Here is an 18,877-nt window from a genome sequence, read left to right on the forward strand (position 1 = left end):
CCGACGTCGGCCGATCCCGGGGGGATCGGTCGGATGAGGATGCCGTGGCGCCCACACCGGGACGGTCAGGCCCGCTGGCCCGTGGTCCTGCGTGATGCCTCGTCCGAGCCCGCGATCGTGCTGCGGCCCCTGCGTCTGGACGACGAGCGTGACTGGCAGCGCGTGCGGCGCGACAACGCGGCATACGTCCAGCCGTGGGAGCCGACCCTCCCGCCGGGCTCGCCGGCGCGGACCCCGGTCTCGTTCCGGCAGTTCGTCCGCGACCTCGACACCGAGGCGCGCGCCGACCGCGCCATGCCGTGGTGCATCGAGGTCGGCGGTCGCATCGTGGGTCAGGTCCACCTCTTCGGGATCGTCCGCGCCGCGCAGCAGTCGGGTGCGGCCGGCTACTGGCTCGACGAGTCCGTCACCGGACAGGGCATCGCGACCCGCGCCCTCGCGCTGGCGGTCGACCACGCGCTCGGCGCGGGTGGGCTGCACCGGGTCGAGGTCAACATCCGGCTCGACAACGTGCCCTCGCTGCGCGTCGTCGAGCGGCTCGGCCTGCGTGACGAGGGAGTGCGCGAGCGCTTCCTCCACATCGACGGCGCGTGGCGCGACCACCGCTCCTTCGCCGTCACTACCGAGGACCTGTGCGGATCGACTCTCACGGCTCGCCTGTCACAGGTGTAACACCAGCCTCTTGCGCGACACGCCTCGAATGTGCGGGGCCGTTACCGAACCGCGTCCTACCGTGGGTCACGTGCCAGTCAGCAGCCTCATCTTCGTCGTCATCGTGGCGATCTGGGCTGCCTATCTCGTGCAGCACTGGGCCCGCCGCCGCGAGGACGCCGCCGCGACCCGGTCGGTCGAGGGCTTCTCCGAGGCCATGCGCGTCCTCGAGAAGCGACCGGCCCTGCCGACTCCGGCACTGAGCACCCCGCGCCCGCACTCGTATGCCGTCAAGCCCGCGAGCACCGGCCGTCCCACCGTCGACGTGAAGCGGGCCGTCCCCGCCGGCACGTCACGCCGCCACTCTCCTCTCGTCGCACGTCGATCCGACGAGCAGGTGCTTGCGAGCTCGACTGTCGCATCGGGCTCCTCGTCAGACCTGAGCCAGAACGACCACGACATCGCCCCCTACTCCGCCGAGGTGGACCGCATGCCCGAGTCAGCGCGACCGACGAGCCACGCGGACCGGAGGCCGGCTCGACCCACGGCCCCTGCGCGGGTTCCGCTGGCACAGCGCCGCCTTCGCGCGGCGCTGCTCCTCGTCGCGGTCGCCTGGCTGCCGGTGTCCGTCGTGCTGACAGTGACCGACGTGCTCATGTGGATCTCCATCCCGTTCGCCGTGCTCACCGTCGCCGCCGTCCTCGTGTGGCTGCGGGCCGAGGCCCAGGCCGACCGCCTGCGCAGCAGCTCGGATGCGGGGGACCAGCGCGCTCGAGGTGGCCGGCGAGGTCGTCGCCACAGCCGGTCCTACGACGCGCAGCACCACGTGCCGCTCCTCTCGAGTGACGACACGCAGGTCATCCGTAGCACCGCCACGGCGGCCCCGTCGGAGGTCGTGGCGGTCTCGCACGAGTCGCAGACCGTCGTCGCCCAGCACGTCGAGCCCGGCGTCTTCGACGTCCAGGCGCCGATCACCGGTGAGGTGCCCGTCGCCGTGGCCGCCGTCGAGCAGCCGGCCGAGGGCAGCTGGAGCCCTGTTCCGGTGCCGCGCCCGACCTACTCGCTCAAGGCCAAGGCCGAGCCGCGCTACACCGAGTCCGGCATCCCGGCCGACGTCTTCGACACGCCTGAGTTCGCCGAGGAGGCCGAGGAGCTCGACGACCGGGCCCTCTTCGCCCGCCGCGCCGTGTCCCAGTAGGACCGTCGCTCCAGGCACACCTGGCTCGAACGCACCCCCCCGCTCCACGAAACCGCGCCATGGCGTACTCATGGGTGGCAACCGATGCCGGACCACGACGGAACCGCGCCACGGCGCACTTCCGATGGCCGCCGCCCCGAGAGGGAGGGTGCAGCGACCGGGGCGCGTGGTGCGCAGGTGGAAGCGGGGCCACTCGAGGGTTCGAGTGGCCCCATCGGTCACGGACGTCCGTCGACCCGGGACGGCATACGGCTCCGTCAGGCGTTGGCTGGGGCTCCGCCGTCGTCGGCCGAGGCCGCCATCTCCCGGTCGAGCTCGCCCTCCGACTCGTCGCTGAAGAGGTGCTTGCCCACGGCGTTGAGCACCGCGGCGAAGGGGACGGCGACGAGCGCACCGACGATGCCGGCGATGATCGAGCCGGTCGCGATGGCGAGGATGACGGCGAGCGGGTGGACGCTGACGGCCTTGCCGAGCAGGAACGGCTGGAGCACGTGCGACTCGAGCTGCTGCACGCCGATGACGACGGCGAGCATGATGAGGGCGACGCCCGGGCCGTGCGCGACGAGCGCGAGCAGCACGGCGACGGCCCCCGAGAGCAGCGCTCCGACGATCGGGATGAACGCCAGGATGAAGACGAGGATGCCGATCGCGAACGCGAAGGGGACCTTGAGGATCGCGGCGCCGACCGAGATGCCGACCGCGTCGACGAAGGCCACGATCATCGTCGCGCGCACGAACGCCGACAGCTGGTGCCAGGCGATGATGCCCGAGGAGTTGACGCGGGGGCGGGTTGCGCGCGGGAAGAGCCGCACGATCCAGCTCCAGATGCGCGGGCCCTCGTAGAGGAAGAAGAAGAGGGAGAAGAGGGCGATGAACAGGCCCGCGATGAAGTGCGTCGCCGTGAGCCCGACCGAGGTCGCGGTGTCGCCGAGGTTGCCAGACTCGCTCACCTTGTCGCGGATGGTGTTGAAGTACTCGTCGAACTGCGCGTCGGTGATGTTGAACGACGTGCGCACCCAGTCGCGGATGCGCTCGAGACCGGTGGCGACCTGGCTCGTCAGGTCGGAGAAGCCGCTGCTGAACTGGGTCCCGACGAGGGTGAAGAGCGCCCCGATGAGCAGGATCGTGCCGAGCAGCGTGATGCCGGCGGCCGCCCCCGGCTTCATCCGGTGGTGCAGCCAGGTCGCGACGGGCCGCAGCAGGGCGGTCAGGAGGATGGCGATCGCAACCGGCACGACGATCTCGGAGACCGAGCGCACCGCGAGCGACAGCAGGTAGATGGCCGCGCCGATGAGCAGCAGGCGCCACGCCCACTCGCTCGCGACCCGGACCCCGGGCGGGACGGCCGCGGCCTCGATGCCGGGCAGCTCCGGGGCGAAGGGGGGATCGGCCTGCAGGGTGTCGCTGCCGTCGTGGGTGCGGACGGGCACGGTCGCGTCGGAGGGCGTGCCAGAGGGCTCGGCATGGTTGTCGGTCACGACCACACCGTATGCCGCGTGGCCGTCCCGCGGTGCATCACCCGCCGCTGATCGGACAGCCCGTGCCGGTCGTCACGATCGGGCATCAGTGCACATCGCCGACCGTCGTCCTCGCCTGACGGCGGCGACACTGCCGTCATGACGACGTACTGGGAGCGGATGCCCCCACTGCGGGAGACGGGGCGCCGTCGCCCGTCGAGGGGAATGGGCATCGCCGTCACCGTCGTGACGCTGGTCGTGCTCGGCCTCCTCGTCCTGGCCGGGTTCGGGCTCTGGGCGTACGCCGACCACGACCGGATCGAGCTCATCGACCGACCCGACGTGGTCGCCGCCGTCGACGCCGGCTGCACCCGGCTCCGGGCCGGCCTGGCGGCCAGTCCCGTCGACGTGGGGTCACCGGCCTCGGTGAGGGCGGCGGCGATCGCGGCCCAGGACGAGGCGATCCGCGCGTTCGTCGCCGAGGTCCGCAGGCTCGACCCGGTCGCCAGAGCCGACGACCTCCCGGTCGACGACTGGCTGGCGGACTGGGAGTCGCTCGCCGTCGCTCGCGACGACGTGGCCGACGCGCTGCGGCGGGGAGGCCGTGCCTCGTTGGTCGTGCCCCGTGACGGGGGCGAGCCGATCACGCGGCGCATGGACGCGGTCGGCGTCGCCTGTGTCGACCTGTCGCGCCTCGTGCGCCGGACCTGACGTCGACACCGGTCCCGTGCGTACGCTCGGGGGATGAGCGCAGACGCCACGAGTCCCCGTCCGACCCTCGCCGTCACCGGCTCGACCGGGTGGCTTGGTGGGCTCGTCGCCAAGGATCTCGCCGGCCGTGGAGTCGCCCAGCGGCTCCTCGTCCGTGACGCCAGTCGGGCGCCGGAACTGCCGGGTTCCGTTGGGGCTCAGTGCAGCTACCGCGACGCCGACGCCGCCCGAGCGGCTCTCGAGGGGGTCGAGACCCTCTTCATGGTCTCGGCGGCCGAGAACGAGGACCGGCTCGCCGAGCACCGAGCCTTCGTCGATGCCGCCGCGGCTGCCGGGGTCGGACACGTCGTCTACGTCTCGTTCTTCGGAGCAGCGCCGGATGCGACGTTCACCCTGGCTCGTGACCACGCGGCCACGGAGCAGCACCTCCGAGACTCGGGCATGGCGTGGACGTTCCTGCGCGACAACCTCTACCTCGAGTTCATGGACCACATGGTCGGCGAGGACGGCGTCGTCCGAGGTCCCGCCGGCGACGGCCGGGCCGCCGTCGTCGCGCACGACGACATCGCACGCGTCGCGGTCACCGTCCTGCTCGACCCCACGTCGCACGAAGGCGCGACGTACGCACTGACCGGGCCCGAGGCGCTGACGTTCGCCGAGATGGCGCAGGTCATCACCGAGGTGACGGGCCGCGAGGTGCGCTTCCACGACGAGACGGTCGAGGAGGCGTACGCGTCCCGCGCGGTCTACGGGGCCCCGGACTGGCAGGTGGACGCCTGGGTGTCGACGTACACCGCCGTCGCCGCGGGTGAGCTCGACGGCGTCAGCGGCGACGTCGAGCGGCTGACGGGTCGCCGGCCCACGTCCCTGCGCGAGTACCTCGAGGCCCAGCGCCCGTCGAGGTGATCGCGGCACCCACGGGGGTGCCGACATCACCACGAACCGGCGTGAGGTGGGCGGTCAGCCGACGAGGTCGGCCGTCTGTCGGGCGATGGCGAGCTCCTCGTTGGTCGGCACGACCGCGACGACGACGCGTGACCCGTCAGGAGAGATGACGCGGGCCGCGCTCGAGCCCGACGCGTTGAGGTCCGCGTCGACCGTGATGCCCAGCTCGGCGAGCCCGTCGGCGACCGCGGCCCGGACAGGGGCGCTGTGCTGTCCGATGCCCGCCGTGAAGACGAGCACGTCGGCCCCGCCGAGGATCGCGAGGTAGGCGCCGACGTAGTGCTTGAGCCGGTGGACGAAGACGTCGAACGCGAGACGCGCATCCGCGTCCCCGGCATCGACCCGCTGCACGAGCTCGCGGAAGTCGTTGACACCGCTCAGCCCGAGGACGCCGGACTTCTTGTTGAGGAGCGTGTCGATCTCGCCGAGCGTCATCCCTGCCTCTCGGGCGAGGTAGGCGTGGAGACCGGGATCGACGTCGCCAGAGCGGGTGCCCATGACGAGACCCTGCAGGGGGGTCAGGCCCATCGACGTCTCGACGGCCTGGCCACCGCGCACCGCGGACGCCGAGCACCCGTTGCCGAGGTGGAGGATCACCTGGCGCAGATCGGCGAGGGGGCGACCCAGCAGGTCGGCCGTCGCCTGCGCGACGAACTGGTGCGAGGTGCCGTGGAAGCCGTAGCGGCGGATGGAGTGCTTCGCGGCGAGGTCGCGGGGCACCGCATACGTCGACGCCGCGGCCGGAAGGGATGAGAAGAAGGCGGTGTCGAAGACGGCGACGTGGGGCACGTCGTAGTGCTGCCGAGCGGCCTCGATGCCGATGACGGCAGCCGGGTTGTGCAGTGGCGCAAGGGCGCTCAGCGCCCTGATGCGGTCGAGCACGGCGTCGTCGATGACGACCGGCTCCGAGAAGTCGGGGCCGCCGTGGACGACGCGGTGACCGACGGCGCGGAGCGGCACCTCGTCGAGGTCGACTCCGTCGGCGTGCAGCTGGGTCGTCATCGCCTCGAGTGCGGCCGAATGGTCGGTGACGTCGCTGCCGGCCTCGCCGATGCGCTCGACGATCCCACCGGCGCGGACCTCGCCCGACTCCGCCACGACGAGCTGGTACTTGAGCGATGACGAGCCGGCGTTGAGGACGAGGACGGGCCTGTCGTGGGTGGACTCCGTCACTGGCCGGCTCCCTGCTGCTCGGTCGAGACGCCCTGCGCCTGGACGGCGGTGATGGCGACGGTGTTGACGATGTCGTCGACGAGGGCGCCGCGGGAGAGGTCGTTGACCGGCTTGCGCAGACCCTGGAGCACCGGGCCCACCGCGACGGCGTGCGCGCTGCGCTGCACGGCCTTGTACGTGTTGTTGCCGGTGTTGAGGTCGGGGAAGACGAAGACCGTGGCGTGGCCGGCGACGTCGGAGTCAGGCATCTTGGCCCGACCCACGACGGGGTCGATGGCGGCGTCGTACTGGATCGGCCCGGCCAGCGCGAGATCCGGTGCCCGCTGGGCGATGAGCTCCGTTGCGGCACGGACCTTCTCGACCTCGGCGCCGGAGCCGCTCGTGCCGGTCGAGTAGGAGAGCATCGCGACCCGCGGCTCGATCCCGAACTGCTGCGCGGTCTGCGCCGAGGAGATCGCGATGTCGGCGAGCTGCTCGGCCGTCGGGTCGGGGATCACCGCGCAGTCGCCGTAGACGAGCACCCGGTCGGCGAGACACATGAGGAAGACGCTCGAGACCGTCTTGACCCCGTCGGCGGTCTTGACGAACTCGAGCGCCGGACGGATCGTGTGCGCCGTCGTGTTGACGGCGCCGGACACCATGCCGTCGGCGAGGCCGAGGTGCACCATCATCGTGCCGAAGAACGAGATGTCGGTGACGACCTCCCGGGCGCGCTCGACGGTCATGCCCTTGTGGGCCCGCGCGACGGCATACTCCTGCGCGAAGCGCTCGACGAGGTCGGCGTCGGTGGGGGAGACGACGGTCGCGGCGTCGAGGTCGAGCCCGAGCGCCGACCCGCGGGCCCGCACCTTCGTCTCGTCGCCGAGCAGCGTCAGGTCGGCGACGCCTCGTCGAAGCAGCACGTCAGCGGCCTCGAGGATGCGGTCGTCCTGACTCTCGGGGAGCACGATGTGCTTGCGGTCGGAGCGAGCCCGCTCCATGAGCTGGAACTCGAACATCAGCGGCGTGCGCACCTCGGAGGCCGAGACGTCGATGGCGGTGAGCAGGGCGGCCTGGTCGACGCTCTCGGAGAAGAGCCGGCGTGCCGTCTCGATCTTGTTGCGCGATCCCTTCGTCATCGGACCGCGCACCTGCATGAGCCGCTCGGCCGTGCGGAAGGTGCCGTCGTCGGTGAGGGCGATCGGCAGGTCCTGCTGAACGCCGGCCGACAGGCGCGAGATCGTCTCGGGGATCGGGTAGCCGCCGGTGAGGATGATCCCCGCCAGGGTCGGGAAGGTGCCGGACTGGTGGGCGAGCAGCAGGCCCGGGATGAGGTCGGTGCGGTCGCTCGGCGCGATGACGGTGACGTCCGGGCCGAGCCGGGCGAGCACGTTGGGCAGGCTCATCGCCGCGACGACGAGCCCGAGACTGTCGCGGTCCATCCACGACTCGCTGCCGAGGACGAGCCGCGCCCCGATCGCGTCGGCGAGAGCCCGGAAGCTCGGCGCGGAGAGGAGCGGGTTCTCGGGGATCGCGGCGGTGACCGGGAAGGGCAGGGTGCCGAGCACGGCCCGCACCTCGTCGAGGTCGGCCGGGTCGACGCGGTTGGCGACGACGGCGACGGTCTGGGCGTGGTTGGCGCGCAGCTCGGTGATGGCACTGTCGGCGGCGACGCGGATCTGGTCGGGCGTGCGCTCGCGGCCGTGCACGACGAGCACGACGGCCGAGCCGAGGTTGGCGGCCACCCGCGCGTTGAAGGACAGCTCCGTGCCCGTCGAGACGTCGGTGTAGTCGGAGCCGAGCACGATGATGACCTCGAAGCGCGCGCTCAGCGCGCCGAACCGCTCGACGATGACGTGCAGCGCCTCGTCGGGGTCGTCGTGCGCCTGGGCGTAGGTGACTCCGAGTGCCTCCTCGTAGGTCTGCTCGACGCCGGGCTGGCTGACGAGCATCTCGACGATGTGGTCGACCTCGTCGTCGGGACCGGTGCCCCCGAGGGTCGTCAGCGGGCGGTAGACACCGACCGACCCGACCTCGCGCAACAGGGCGTCGAGCAGGCCGAGGGCCACGGCGGACTTGCCCGTCAGGCCCTCGGGCGAGGCGACGTAGACGCTTCGGCTCACGCGACGAACCTATCGGTCCCGCGGCGCCCGGCGCCGCACCTCGATCGTCGGTGGCTCCCGGAGCGACTGGCCGACGACGCAGTAGCGCTCCGTGGCGGTCGCGAGCCGTTGCAGGGTGGTGTCGTCGGCGTCCGTCGTGACCTCGGCGACGACCCTCGGGCCGAGGACCCCGACCGGTGCCGTCCGGTCGACACCGAGCGTGCCGCGCGCGTCGAACGTCGCCTCCGCCCGAACCTCCACCTCGCGCAGGTCGACGCCGAACGCGACCGACACGGCGTGCAGCGTCACCCCGGCGCACGCGACGAGCGCCTCCATGAGCATGTCGCCCGAGCACGCATCGGACCCGTCGCCGCCCGCGGCCGGGTGCAGCCCGGCGCGGACCGCCCCGGCGGCGGTGCGCACCTCGACCGTGACCGGTTCGCCGAAGACGGCGCTCGCCGACACCGGGTGCAGGGCCGCGCCCGGGTCCTCGCGGTAGCGGGCCTTGAGGGGCTCCTGCGCGGCCCGGAGCTCGTCGCGGTTCACGGCGCCTCACCCGCGTGCTGCTCGGTCATGACTGTCTCCCGTCGTCCGAGGACTCTCGTGACGACACCGTATGCCGCGTGGTCTCCGCGCGGACGCATCGACCTACGTCCACGGCTCAGGCTCAGGCGACCGTGGACAGCCCGAGCCGCCGGACGAGGCCCACCGCGTCGTGCGGCGCGTGACCTCTCGCGTCGTTGTCGAAGTAGAGGTGGACGTCGTGCCCCTGCTCCATCCAGTGGTGGCAGGTTCGCGCCCACCGGTCGAGGGACTCGTCCGTGTAGCCGCTGGCGTAGAGCTCGGTCTCGCCGTGCAGCCGCACGTAGCGGAAGTCGCTCGTCGCGTCGTCCATGACGGGCCACGTGCCTGCGCTGTCGGCGATCACCATGGCGACGCCGTACTCAGCGCAGAGCGCCCGGGCCTCCTCGGTGTCGAAGCTGTCGTGACGCGGCTCGAGGGCGTGCCGCATCGGGACGTCGACCTCGCACGTCGTCAGGATGCGGTCCTCCTTGAGCTTGTCGTCGTGCTTCTCGGCCAGCCGCGCGGCCTCGCCCGTCGAGCGTGGCAGCAGCTGGAGGAAGCTCCGGACGCGGTTCGGGTCGAACTCGATGCGGGCCGGCAGCTGCCACAGCACCGGGCCGAGCTGGGGGCCGAGCGCGAGGACCCCGCTGGCGAAGAAGTTGGCCAGCGGGGTCTCGACGTCGCGCAGCGCCTTCATGTGGGTGATGAAGCGCCCACCCTTGACCGCGAAGTTGACGTCGTCGGGCACGGCAGCCCGCCACGCGGCATACGAGCTCGGACGCTGGAGGGAGTAGAAGGAGCCGTTCACCTCGATCGACGTCATCCGCTCGGCGGCATACGTCAGCTCGAGCCGCTGGGGAAGACCCTTCGGGTAGAAGTCGCCGCGCCACGACGGGTAGCGCCAGCCGGAGACGCCGATCCTTGCGTGGGGCATGTCCGTCCCTTACCCACGAGGCGGCCGCGGGTGCCCGCGGTCAGCGCACGTCGACGTAGGACACCTCGACGGCGTTGTTCCCGTATCCGAGCCGGTTCCACGGTGGGACGTCCGGCTGCTCGTTGCCTGCGGCGTCGGTCGCCTTGGCGCGGATGCTGTACCGCCCCGGCAGGGCGACGTCCCACTCGTAGGCCCAGCTCTGCCACTGGTGCGGCCCCTGGGGGGCCTCGACCACGGCAGGGCTCCAGTCACCTTCGCCGGTGAAGCTGAGGTCGACGTTCGTGACCGGCCCGGTGCCCGACCAGGCCTTCCCGCGGATCACGTGGGTGCCCGGCGTGAGGACCGCCCCCGGCGCCGGGTCGGTGACGCGTGCCCGCACGCGCATCGTCGTCACCCGCTCGTGGGGACGATCCGGCCACTCGTACACGTAGTGCCCGGTCTGGAACTCGCCCTCGAACGGCTCCGTGACGACGTCGATCCTCTTGAGCCACTTGACCGAGGCGACGGCGAACCAGCCTGGTACGACGATCCGGAACGGCGCCCCGTGGTCGCGACCGAGCGGGTGTCCGTTCATCTCGTAGGCGATGAGGATCTCCGCCGCCGGGTCGAGAGCGTGCTCGAGGGTCAGCGAACGGACGAACGTGAGGTCGGACTTCACGGTCTGGGCGAGCACCGGGTTGAGGAGGTAGGAGCCGCTGTCGGCGCCCTCGAAACGGACCTCCACGCCGGCGGGATCGGGCTGCGTCCGCTCGAGCACGTCGCGCAGCCAGGTGCCCGTCCACACGGCGGTGGAGACGGCATACGCCCCCCATGGCTCTCCCGCGGGCAGCGGCCGCGTCTCGAGCCGCCCGTTTCCCGCGCACTCGAGCGTGACGGCCCGCTCGACGGACGGCAGGGCGCGCAGGTCGTCCAGCGTGAGCGTCGTGGGAGAGCCCACGGCGCCACCGATCTCGAGCGTGCCGTCGTGCTCCGGCAGTGCGAAGTTGCTGCGGACGTAGTGCTGCTCCGTCGGGGTGGTGTCGCCCGTCAGCCCTTCGGGTGGGGCCTCGGCGTTGAACGGCTGTTGGTGGATCATCGTCAGCGCGGACCGGGCTCGTCGGAGACTGTCGTCAACCAGCATGGTGGGCTCCTCGTCGATCAGGGGGTCGATCAGGGGGTCGAGCAGGGGTGTCGATCACGGCTCGGTCAGTAGTCCGAGTCCTGGAAGTGGGGGTCTCGGTTCTCGTTGAAGGCGCCGATCCCTTCGACCCGATCGGGGTGCACGGCCGACCGCCAGTGGGCGTCCATCATGATGGCGACGGCTTGCTCGATCGGCTGTCCCTCACCCAGGTGAACCGCACGTTTGACGGCCTGGACGGCGGTCGGCGAGTTGCTCGCGATCTTCTCCGCGATGGCCAGCGCGCGGGACATGAGGTCCGCCTGCGGGTGCAGCTCGTTGACCATCCCGATCCGGTGGGCCTCGTGCGCCGTGACGGGGTCTCCGGTCAGGAGCATCTGCAGGGCCCGTCCCCGTGGCAGGAGGCGGGGGAGCAGGGCCGGTGAGCCGCCTCCGGCCGAGAGCCCGATCATGGCCTCGGGTTGGCCGAAGGTGGCGTTCTCCGACGCGATGATGAAGTCCGTGCTCTGGGCGATCTCGGACCCGCCGCCGTACGCGATCCCGTTGACGACGGCGAAGATCGGCTTGCGGAGCTGGCGGAGTGTGTAGAGGGTGCGGTCGAAGTCCTGCCGCTGCCGCAGCCACTGCTCCTTCGTCATGCTCTGGCGCTGGCGCAGGTCGCTGCCGACCGAGAAGGCCCGCTCACCGGCGCCGGTGATCATGGCGACGCGGATGGAAGGCCGCACGGCGATCGTCTCGAGCACCTCGGTCAGGCGTGCGCCCATCTCGGTCGTGATGGCGTTGTCGGCGAGCGGCCTGTTCAGGGTGATCACGGCGACGGTGTCCCCGGCCACGTACTCGACGAGCACGGAGGGCTCGGCTGCGTCCTCGTCGGGGGGAGGCGGCGCGAAGTCAAGGGCCTTCCAGCGGTCGGTGCCGGTCGTGTCGGACATGCGCTCTCCTCGTTCGGTTGATCAGTCTTCAGGGAGCTCGGCGAGCCACCGCAGCGCTCGCAGCCCCGGGGCGAAGCAGTACTCGCCGCCCCGGGTGACCACGAAGGGCGGCACGTCCGGCAACCTGCGACGGATGGGGTGCTGCGGGATGGTGAAGGCGCCGGACCCGTCGGTCGCCCCGACGAGGGGGTCCTTCTCGGCGGGCGCGCCGATGAAGATCCCGTCGTTGAGCCACTGCGTCTTGACGAACTCGAACTGGCGCTTGAGGTGCGCCCCCGCGAAGACGAAGATGATCCCCCGGTCCTCGCCGTCGTCCTCGAGCACACCGTCGGGCAGCATCGGACCGTAGCTCGTACCCCGGCGGATCATGCGGTGCAGCCGCACGTCGACGCTCATCTCGTGGTCGAGCGAGTCCCTCGGGTTGGCGCGTCGGGCATGGGCTCCGGCGGGGCACTTGAAGCCGCGCAGGTCAGAGGTGTAGCCGAAGTCGTTGTTGCGGCCGGCGTCGCTGCCGAGCTCGGGGTCGTCCTCGTCGGGGGAGAGGACGAGCGGCGCTCCGCTCTGCCACCGCCCGACCATCTTGGCGCCGAGCAGGGCCTCCTCCTCACGGGTCCTCGCCTTGTCGCGGAGGTACTGGCGGTAGGCGGCGACGCGGGTGTGCAGCTTTCTGAAGACGATGTACGTGCCGTTGCGGCCGAGGACCTCCGGGGTCGGCACGGGGGCGAGGCCGCCGGTCTCGTCGGGGTAGCCGAGGATGAACTCGCCCGCCTTGATGGGCGGCTCCCCGCGGTTCGTGGTCGGCGTCCCCACCCCTTCCACGGCGGGCTGCCCGATCCCGTCCTTGAAGCCGAACGACGTGCGTCCGGTGGGCAGCTGGTAGCAGTCCTGGCGCCAGATCACCTCGACGCCCGGGATCTCCTCCTGCGCGTGGCGGGCTCGAGCCACCACCGACTCGAGGTCGGCGGCATCGGGGGCGAGCGCGGCCAGCGCGACGTGCACAGCACGGGTGCCCAGAGGCTTCTCCCAGTGCTCGGGGCTGCTCGCGCCGACGTCACCGAGCTCGGCCGCGCGGGCCGCCATCCCCTCCCGGAACTCCGGGGCGAAGCTGTCCAGCGACTCCTCCGGGACACCGAGCACCCTGAGGCCCTCGTAGGTGAACGCCACGGTCAACCAGGCGCCGGACCGCGGTGCTGCGGAGGCCGGCCCCGGCTCCAGGAGAGGGAGCAGCCGTCGGATGAGCTCCCGCCCGTCGGCGGCCTCATGGATCTGGAGGAGCAGGTAGGTGCCGACGTACGGCGAGGGCCGCTCGTAGAGCGCGCCGCCCTGGATGTCGTCGATCTCGAGCGGGGGCCCCGCGGGCGCTCCGGTCGTCTCGGCGGTCCCGGCCCCCGGGGAGGCGCTCGTGGTGGAGGCGGGCGTCGGCGGGTTCACGGCCCGACCTAGATGTGCGCCGGCGGCACAGGTGGCTCCGGGTTCGGGTCGGCGAGATACGGAAAGGATGTCGAGGCAGGCATGCTCGCCCCATCGACGCCGTCGCTGATGGCGGGCCCGAGGCCGGCGGTGACGAGCAGGGTGAAGATCGTGTCCATCACGTCGTCGTTGAGGGCGCGCCCACCGCAGGTGCGGTGCGCCTCCCCGTTCATGAGTGCTCGCTCGATCTCGAAGAAGGAGCCACGCTCCGCGTACGGCTTGCTGACGTCGACGACGAGGAAGTCGTCGAGCATGACCCCGCGGAGGGCATGCGCTCCGCTCTCGTCGACCGACCAGTCCGCCTTGCCGTCGAGGCCGTCCCAGAAGGCGAGGTTGGCGTCCAGTCGAGCCCGGTAGGCGGCCTTGTACCCCTCGGCGAGGTGGAAACCGTCCTCCATGTTGTAGAGGTCGCGGATCTCGAGGTCGCGGTTGACCTGGTCGAACTGCTTCGGCGCGAGCATGAGGTTCTTGACCTCGGGCCGGCCGACGCGCTCGATGCGGACGTTCAACCTGCCGCGGGTCAGGGTCTCCGCGATGACGCCCACGAGAGCGACATCCGCGCCCAGGAGGGTGGCCACGTCGAGCTCGACGACGATGCTGAGGACGTTCTTGCCGTCGAGGAAGATGGTCCCGGGCTGCGCGAAGCTGAGCTCCCCGGTGGCGATGGTCTTCAACGCGGCAGGAGCGTCCATGAAGAACGGGTCCCAGCGGACGCCGGCGAAGACGCGCAACGGGTCGGTGGAGCCGCCGCTCCGCTCCCCGGCACGGAACGACTGGCTGACGCCGCCCGAGGTGCGGACCACGCCGTCCTGCGCGTGCGGACCCTCCGCGTCCGGCTCGTCGAAGACGACGTCGACCGTGACCTCGCGCTCGGCGATGTCGAACAGTCTGGGGCCGCCGCCGGCGCGGGCCGTGAGCTGGCGCAGGCGGAACCGGTAGATGAGCCCGTCCGAGAAGTGATCGCCGGGCTGGGCGAACGGCAGCGTGTTCATGACGAGCACCAGACGTCCGGGCCGCTGCGGGCTCGGGAAGGCGTACACGTCGGTGATGTCGGCGATCGGCTCGGCCAGCGCGCGCGGGCCGGAGATGTGGTCGGACATGCATTCGCTCCCGAGGTAGGGCTGTCGACTAGTCCGCGGCCACGTCGAGCAGCGGTCGCAGCGCTGGGTGCTGCAAGGCGTCGGCTGCCCCGGGGTCGTCGAGGACCTCCTGGAACGCGTCGTTGACCGTGATGGCCTTCCGGATCTGCTTCACCGTGCCGCCGTAGTTGCGGGCGTAGCCACCGGCGGTCTGCTGGGCACTGAGGATGAAGTCCTTGACCGCCTGCAACGACGGGAGCCCCTCGTAGCCCACGACGTGCTGGAAGATCGAGTCGAAGAGCTTGAGCGGCTTCGACGCGAAGTCCTCCATGTACGCGTCCCAGGGCCCGTCGAAGCTCGTGGCGAAGAGAAGCCGCGTGTCGTCGTCGAAGGGGACGAAGCGTGCCTCGTGGATGGAGGCGATCGGCATCTCGTAGTCGCCGGGCCGGTAGCCGGGCGCGTCCTGCAGGTCCCGAAGGGCCTGGTGGAGAGCCTCACCGTGTCCCGGCTTGACGTGGAAGAACAAGCTGAACTCACTGGTGGGACCGACGCTGACGCCCGGCCTGGAACTTGTGTCGGAACCCATTACCGATGCCCTGTCTCTCGTGTGGCTTCTGTCCGGTGTCGTGCTGCCCCGAGCGAACGGTGTCATTCGGTCCACTCGCCGCCCGGGGCCCCACGAGAGCCCTCCCACCGATCCCACCGTCACGGTTGAGCGCGGGGTGAACATCACCCCCAAAGTATGAAAGAGCACGTGAGATGGCAGCCCCGGACAGCACGTCGGGGGGAACGTGAGGCCGGGCACGCTGGGGGAGGCCGGCAGTTCCAGCCGGTTTTCGTCGGAACGGTTCACCCTCAGCGGTTGAGGCACCTCGCCGGCTCCGTGGGCAGGCTGAGGTCAACGGCGCACGTCAGCGCCCTGATCACCGCTACACCGCACCGAGGGGACTGACATGGACAACATCACGAACAACTTCTGGGACGTCTTGCTGTGGAGCTTCTGGTTCTTCATCTGGATCGCCGCGATCACCGTGTGGTTCCGGTGCATCTTCGACCTGTTCCGTGACCGCGAGCTCAGCGGCTGGGGCAAGGCGGGCTGGGCCGTTCTGCTCATCCTCGTGCCCTGGTTGGGCGCGCTGATCTACCTCATCGCCCGTGGGCGCAGCATGACCGAGCGTCAGATGACGGAGATGGCCCAGATGAAGGCCCAGCAGGACGAGTACATCCGTCAGGCGGCCGGCTCGCAGGCGGCGGAGAGCCCGTCGGCCCAGATCGCCAGCGCGAAGGGGCTGCTCGACTCCGGGACCATCACCCAGGACGAGTTCGACGCTCTCAAGGCCAAGGCGCTGGCCTGACGTGGGTGAGCCGCCGTGCTGCCCCTGACCGGCCCGTCCGACACCTCCGACCGCACTGGGGTCGGAGGGCGTCCGTCCGGCGCGCGTCGCCGGAGTCGGGTCCGCGTCGGGGGCTGCGCGGTGGCGATCGCGATGGCGCTTGTCGCCTGCAGCACCGGGACGGCACTGCCCGATGCGCGGGTGTCCGTCAAGGAGCAAGCGCTGGCCAGGGCACGGACGGACGCCGCGGCGGCAGCGGCGCACTTCTGCACCACGGCGGCCGACTACGTCACGGCGGTCGACCGCTACGGGGACGTGCTGACGGCGACGGCCCCGACGGTGGGGGACGTGCAGACGGCAGGTGCCGACCTCGAGCAGCCGCGTGCGGACGCCACCGCAGCCGCCACGGCCGCGGTCGACGCCCAGGCTGCGGTGGTGACGGCAGAGCAGGAGCTGGCGGCCGCCCAGGTAGCCGCGGCCGCGGGGAACACCACGGCTGGGTCATCGTCGAGCGCCACGACCCCGGCGGCGAGCCAGAGCCCGACACCGACCGTGCCGCCGGCGACGGTGAACCGGGTCACGCAGGCAGAGACCGAGTTCACGGCAGCCCAGCAGGGCATCGGCGCTCAGACGCCCCTGCGCCAGGCCTCCCAGCAGTTCAACGCCGCCGCAGTGGCGCTCGAGATGTCGTGGCTGGCCCTGTTCGCCGACGCAGGGTGTCTGACCGACGAGGCGCAGAAGTCCGCCCAGACGGCGGTGCACGACTACACGGCCACGCTGCAGAAGTCCCTCAGCGAGGCCGGGTACTTCACCGGCAAGGTCGACGGCGTGTACGGGCCGTCGACGGTCGACGCCGTGCAGGCGCTGCAGAAGGCCCACGGACTGCCGGTCACCGGCACGGTCGACAAGGCGACGCAGGAGGCCCTCCAGTCCGACCTGCAGGCCAAGGGAGGCGCGGCCGCGCAGGAGGAGCTCGCGTCGACGGCCGCCGTGCAACAGACCCTCAAGCTCGCCGGCTTCTGGGACGGTCCCGTCGACGGACGGTGGACACCTGCCCTGACGGAGGCGCTCAAGAAGTTCCAGGCCGAGCTCGACGTCCCGGCCACCGGGACGGTCGATGCCGCGACGGTCGCCGCGCTCGAGAAGGCCATCGCCGAGGCCGGCAAGCCGACGCCCTCGCCAAGCCCTTCTGGGTCTGAGACGTCCACGGCGCCGACGCCGTCAGCGGCGACGCCGAGGGCGTCCGCGACGTCCTAGTCGCGGTGCTTTGCCGGCGCTGGGTGCCGACGATCCACCACGCTCTGCGGGCGCGGGTCGATTGGGTATGCCGGTCGGCGTGGTGTTATCGTTCCTTCGCACCAAGGGGCTGTGGCGCAGTTGGTAGCGCGTCTCGTTCGCAATGAGAAGGTCAGGGGTTCGAATCCCCTCAGCTCCACACATGGCAGAAGGCCGGACATGATCGTCGTCCGGCCTTCTGCCATCTGTGGATGGGGATTCGGGAGGAGACGGAGCGACGGCTCCCCTCGGCTTCACCACGGAACGGGCTCGTCACAGGGCCTTGGGCTGACCGGTCTCCGGGTCGAGTGTGAGGCGCGGGGCGCGGGCGCCGTGGCCGTCGTCTCCGGGGGTCCGGAAGGTGAAGAGGTTGCTCAGGGGTCCGGCCTTCTCGTCGAAGGAGTAGTTGCCCACCCGCCCGGTGTTCCAGTTGTCCTCGATGAACCTGAGGATCGAGGTCTGGTCGGTGACCGAGTGGTCGACGAAGTTGCGTTTGGCGAACGGCGAGATGACGAGCAGCGGCTGCCGTGGACCGTAGCCACACCGGTCCAGGTTGCCGCCGGCGATCCGGGCAGGGTTGGTGCCGCAGGCGCCGGGCCCGGTCAGCGCATCATTGGCCTCCCGGGACTGGTTGACGATCGGCGACATCTGGTGGTCGTACCAGCCGTCGCTGTCGTCGTAGGCGATGACCACGGCGGTGTGCTCCCACTGGGACGACTTCTGGAGCTGGTTGAGCGTCTCGACGAGGAAGCGCTGCTCGTCGAGCGGCGTGGAGTATCCGGCGTGCCCATCCTGGTAGGCGGCCGCCTTGAGGAAGCTGACCGAGGGCAGGCTGTGAGCTCGCACGGCGGACCAGAAGTCGGTCAGGTCGTACTGGTGGTTGGCGGGTCCGGCGTGTCCGATCTCGGCCGTCGACGTCGGACGCGTGTGGTCGGGGTTCGCCGTGCTGGCGTAGTACTGGAACGGTTCGTGGTGCGGGATGTAGTCCTTGCTCACGACCCCGCCGGCGTCGGTGTGCGAGGCCGCGCAGTCGGCGAAGCCTCCCTGGAACCAGCCCCAGCTGACTCCTTGGGCGTTGAGCAGGTCGCCGATGTTTCGATTGCGGGGGTCCACCGACGAGCTGGTGTCGCGGGTGTCGCAGATGTCGCCCTTCGGCTGGGGGTCGCCGATCATGGTGCCACTGGCGGCCGGCACCGCCCCGCCGTCCGGGCTGAACCCGTGGGTCTGCCCCGAGACGAGGTTGATGGCACCAGGCGTGGAGGGCCCGAAGGTGCTGCTGAAGTGGTTGTCGCTCATCGCGAAGTGCTGCGCGTAGTTCCAGAGCGCCGTGACGGTGTTGCCGTCGTAGTAGCCCATGACCAGACCCTTGCCGTGGCCGTAGTCGGCGCAGACGCCGGCACCTCGGCCGACGGTCTCGACGAATTTGTCCATCAGCCCGTGGTCGAAGGCCAGCTGCTCGTCCTTGTAGTTGTGGTCCTGGTCGCAGGTCTGTGCCTGGGATCGGGCCAGACGGAACGGCTGGACGGAGTTGGGGTTGTTGGGCGACTGCAGGGAGACGCCCAGCCCGTTGACGCTCGGCGTGCCGGGTGCCGGTCGGAACGAGGGTTCACCGGCGGTATTCACGGCCTGCGGGTAGGTGGCGAAGTAGTGGTCGAAGGAGACGTTCTCCTGGTAGATGACCACGAGGTGCTCGACCGGCGTGGCCGTGGCCGGGTGCGATCGGGCTGCGACCGGGTGCACCTCGGAGACCGCACCCGCGTCCGCGACGAGGGGATGTGAGGCCGTGGTCGGCCCCGACGCAGCGAGGAGGGCGAGGAGGCCGACCGCCGCCGCGACTGGCGCGTGAGCTCGGCCTAGGGGAGAGAACGTCATCAGGACTCCTTTGAGAAGGGACAGCGCGCTTCTGGGGAGCGGTCTTCCGCGCTCTCGTCCGCAGATGAGGGGTCTCCTCACCTG

At 70.9% G+C, this 18,877-nt stretch carries 17 protein-coding genes and 1 tRNA gene; 7 read left to right on the forward strand and 11 right to left on the reverse strand.

The annotated features are described in order from the left end of the window. Positions 1–39 precede the first annotated feature (39 nt). Together AC1DW8_RS06280 and AC1DW8_RS06285 are read left to right on the forward strand one after the other, a co-directional pair. Complete coding sequence (locus tag AC1DW8_RS06280) at positions 40–672, forward strand: GNAT family N-acetyltransferase (protein WP_056777884.1); 633 nt, start codon at positions 40–42, stop codon at positions 670–672. 70 nt (positions 673–742) lie between these two features. Further along, complete coding sequence (locus AC1DW8_RS06285) at positions 743–1,849, forward strand: hypothetical protein (RefSeq protein WP_478092647.1); 1,107 nt, start codon at positions 743–745, stop codon at positions 1,847–1,849. Between the two features lie 257 nt (positions 1,850–2,106). On the opposite strand, the gene AC1DW8_RS06290 is transcribed toward AC1DW8_RS06285, so the two are convergent. After that, complete coding sequence (locus AC1DW8_RS06290; RefSeq protein WP_235508718.1) at positions 2,107–3,327, reverse strand: AI-2E family transporter; 1,221 nt, start codon at positions 3,325–3,327, stop codon at positions 2,107–2,109. A 138-nt stretch (positions 3,328–3,465) separates the two neighbouring features. Between AC1DW8_RS06290 and AC1DW8_RS06295 the strand changes: the two genes are divergently transcribed. Next, entirely contained in the window at positions 3,466–4,017 is a 552-nt protein-coding gene (locus AC1DW8_RS06295) for a hypothetical protein (RefSeq protein ID WP_478092649.1), read from the forward strand. A 33-nt stretch (positions 4,018–4,050) separates the two neighbouring features. Further along, complete coding sequence (locus tag AC1DW8_RS06300) at positions 4,051–4,923, forward strand: SDR family oxidoreductase (RefSeq protein ID WP_478092651.1); 873 nt, start codon at positions 4,051–4,053, stop codon at positions 4,921–4,923. Between the two features lie 54 nt (positions 4,924–4,977). Here the strand turns inward: AC1DW8_RS06300 and AC1DW8_RS06305 are convergent, their stop codons facing one another. The 9 genes from AC1DW8_RS06305 to AC1DW8_RS06345 form a co-directional block, all read right to left on the reverse strand. Next, positions 4,978–6,135: an acetate/propionate family kinase gene (locus AC1DW8_RS06305; RefSeq protein WP_056777895.1), complete on the reverse strand. Its 1,158-nt coding sequence runs from the start codon at positions 6,133–6,135 to the stop codon at positions 4,978–4,980. Continuing rightward, positions 6,132–8,237 (reverse strand): phosphate acetyltransferase, encoded by a 2,106-nt coding sequence (pta, locus tag AC1DW8_RS06310; protein WP_478092653.1) that lies wholly within the window; start codon positions 8,235–8,237, stop codon positions 6,132–6,134. The genes AC1DW8_RS06305 and pta overlap by 4 nt, the downstream gene beginning before the upstream one ends. A 9-nt stretch (positions 8,238–8,246) precedes the next feature. Beyond that, positions 8,247–8,762 carry an OsmC family protein gene (locus AC1DW8_RS06315; protein ID WP_056777900.1) on the reverse strand — a complete coding sequence of 172 codons (516 nt, stop codon included), beginning with the start codon at positions 8,760–8,762 and terminating at the stop codon, positions 8,247–8,249. A gap of 121 nt (positions 8,763–8,883) precedes the next feature. Then, complete coding sequence (locus tag AC1DW8_RS06320; protein WP_056826702.1) at positions 8,884–9,714, reverse strand: DUF72 domain-containing protein; 831 nt, start codon at positions 9,712–9,714, stop codon at positions 8,884–8,886. Positions 9,715–9,754: 40 nt separating this feature from the next. After that, positions 9,755–10,834, reverse strand: a complete 1,080-nt coding sequence (locus AC1DW8_RS06325; protein WP_478092655.1) for a sulfite oxidase — start codon at positions 10,832–10,834, stop codon at positions 9,755–9,757. 65 nt (positions 10,835–10,899) lie between these two features. Further along, positions 10,900–11,763, reverse strand: coding sequence for an enoyl-CoA hydratase/isomerase family protein (locus AC1DW8_RS06330; RefSeq protein WP_056777911.1), 864 nt, complete (start codon positions 11,761–11,763; stop codon positions 10,900–10,902). Positions 11,764–11,784: 21 nt separating this feature from the next. Next, positions 11,785–13,194 carry a Dyp-type peroxidase gene (locus AC1DW8_RS06335; protein ID WP_478092658.1) on the reverse strand — a complete coding sequence of 470 codons (1,410 nt, stop codon included), beginning with the start codon at positions 13,192–13,194 and terminating at the stop codon, positions 11,785–11,787. Positions 13,195–13,202: 8 nt separating this feature from the next. After that, positions 13,203–14,333, reverse strand: a complete 1,131-nt coding sequence (locus AC1DW8_RS06340) for a DUF4331 family protein (RefSeq protein WP_478092660.1) — start codon at positions 14,331–14,333, stop codon at positions 13,203–13,205. 28 nt (positions 14,334–14,361) lie between these two features. Then, positions 14,362–14,838: a hypothetical protein gene (locus tag AC1DW8_RS06345; RefSeq protein ID WP_156415619.1), complete on the reverse strand. Its 477-nt coding sequence runs from the start codon at positions 14,836–14,838 to the stop codon at positions 14,362–14,364. Between the two features lie 427 nt (positions 14,839–15,265). On the opposite strand from AC1DW8_RS06345, the gene AC1DW8_RS06350 reads away from it, so the two are divergent. The 3 genes from AC1DW8_RS06350 to AC1DW8_RS06360 all read left to right on the forward strand — a co-directional run bounded on the left by AC1DW8_RS06350 (position 15,266) and on the right by AC1DW8_RS06360 (position 17,081). Further along, positions 15,266–15,667, forward strand: coding sequence for an SHOCT domain-containing protein (locus AC1DW8_RS06350; RefSeq protein ID WP_056777920.1), 402 nt, complete (start codon positions 15,266–15,268; stop codon positions 15,665–15,667). 132 nt (positions 15,668–15,799) lie between these two features. Beyond that, on the forward strand, positions 15,800–16,903 hold the full coding sequence (locus AC1DW8_RS06355) for a peptidoglycan-binding domain-containing protein (protein ID WP_478092662.1): 1,104 nt from the start codon (positions 15,800–15,802) through the stop codon (positions 16,901–16,903). Positions 16,904–17,008: 105 nt separating this feature from the next. After that, positions 17,009–17,081: transfer RNA gene (locus AC1DW8_RS06360), tRNA-Ala, on the forward strand. 113 nt (positions 17,082–17,194) lie between these two features. Here AC1DW8_RS06360 and AC1DW8_RS06365 read toward each other — a convergent pair. After that, positions 17,195–18,793: a phospholipase C gene (locus AC1DW8_RS06365; protein WP_478092664.1), complete on the reverse strand. Its 1,599-nt coding sequence runs from the start codon at positions 18,791–18,793 to the stop codon at positions 17,195–17,197. Positions 18,794–18,877 lie beyond the last annotated feature (84 nt).

Source organism: Terrabacter sp. P2_E3, from assembly GCF_056403915.1.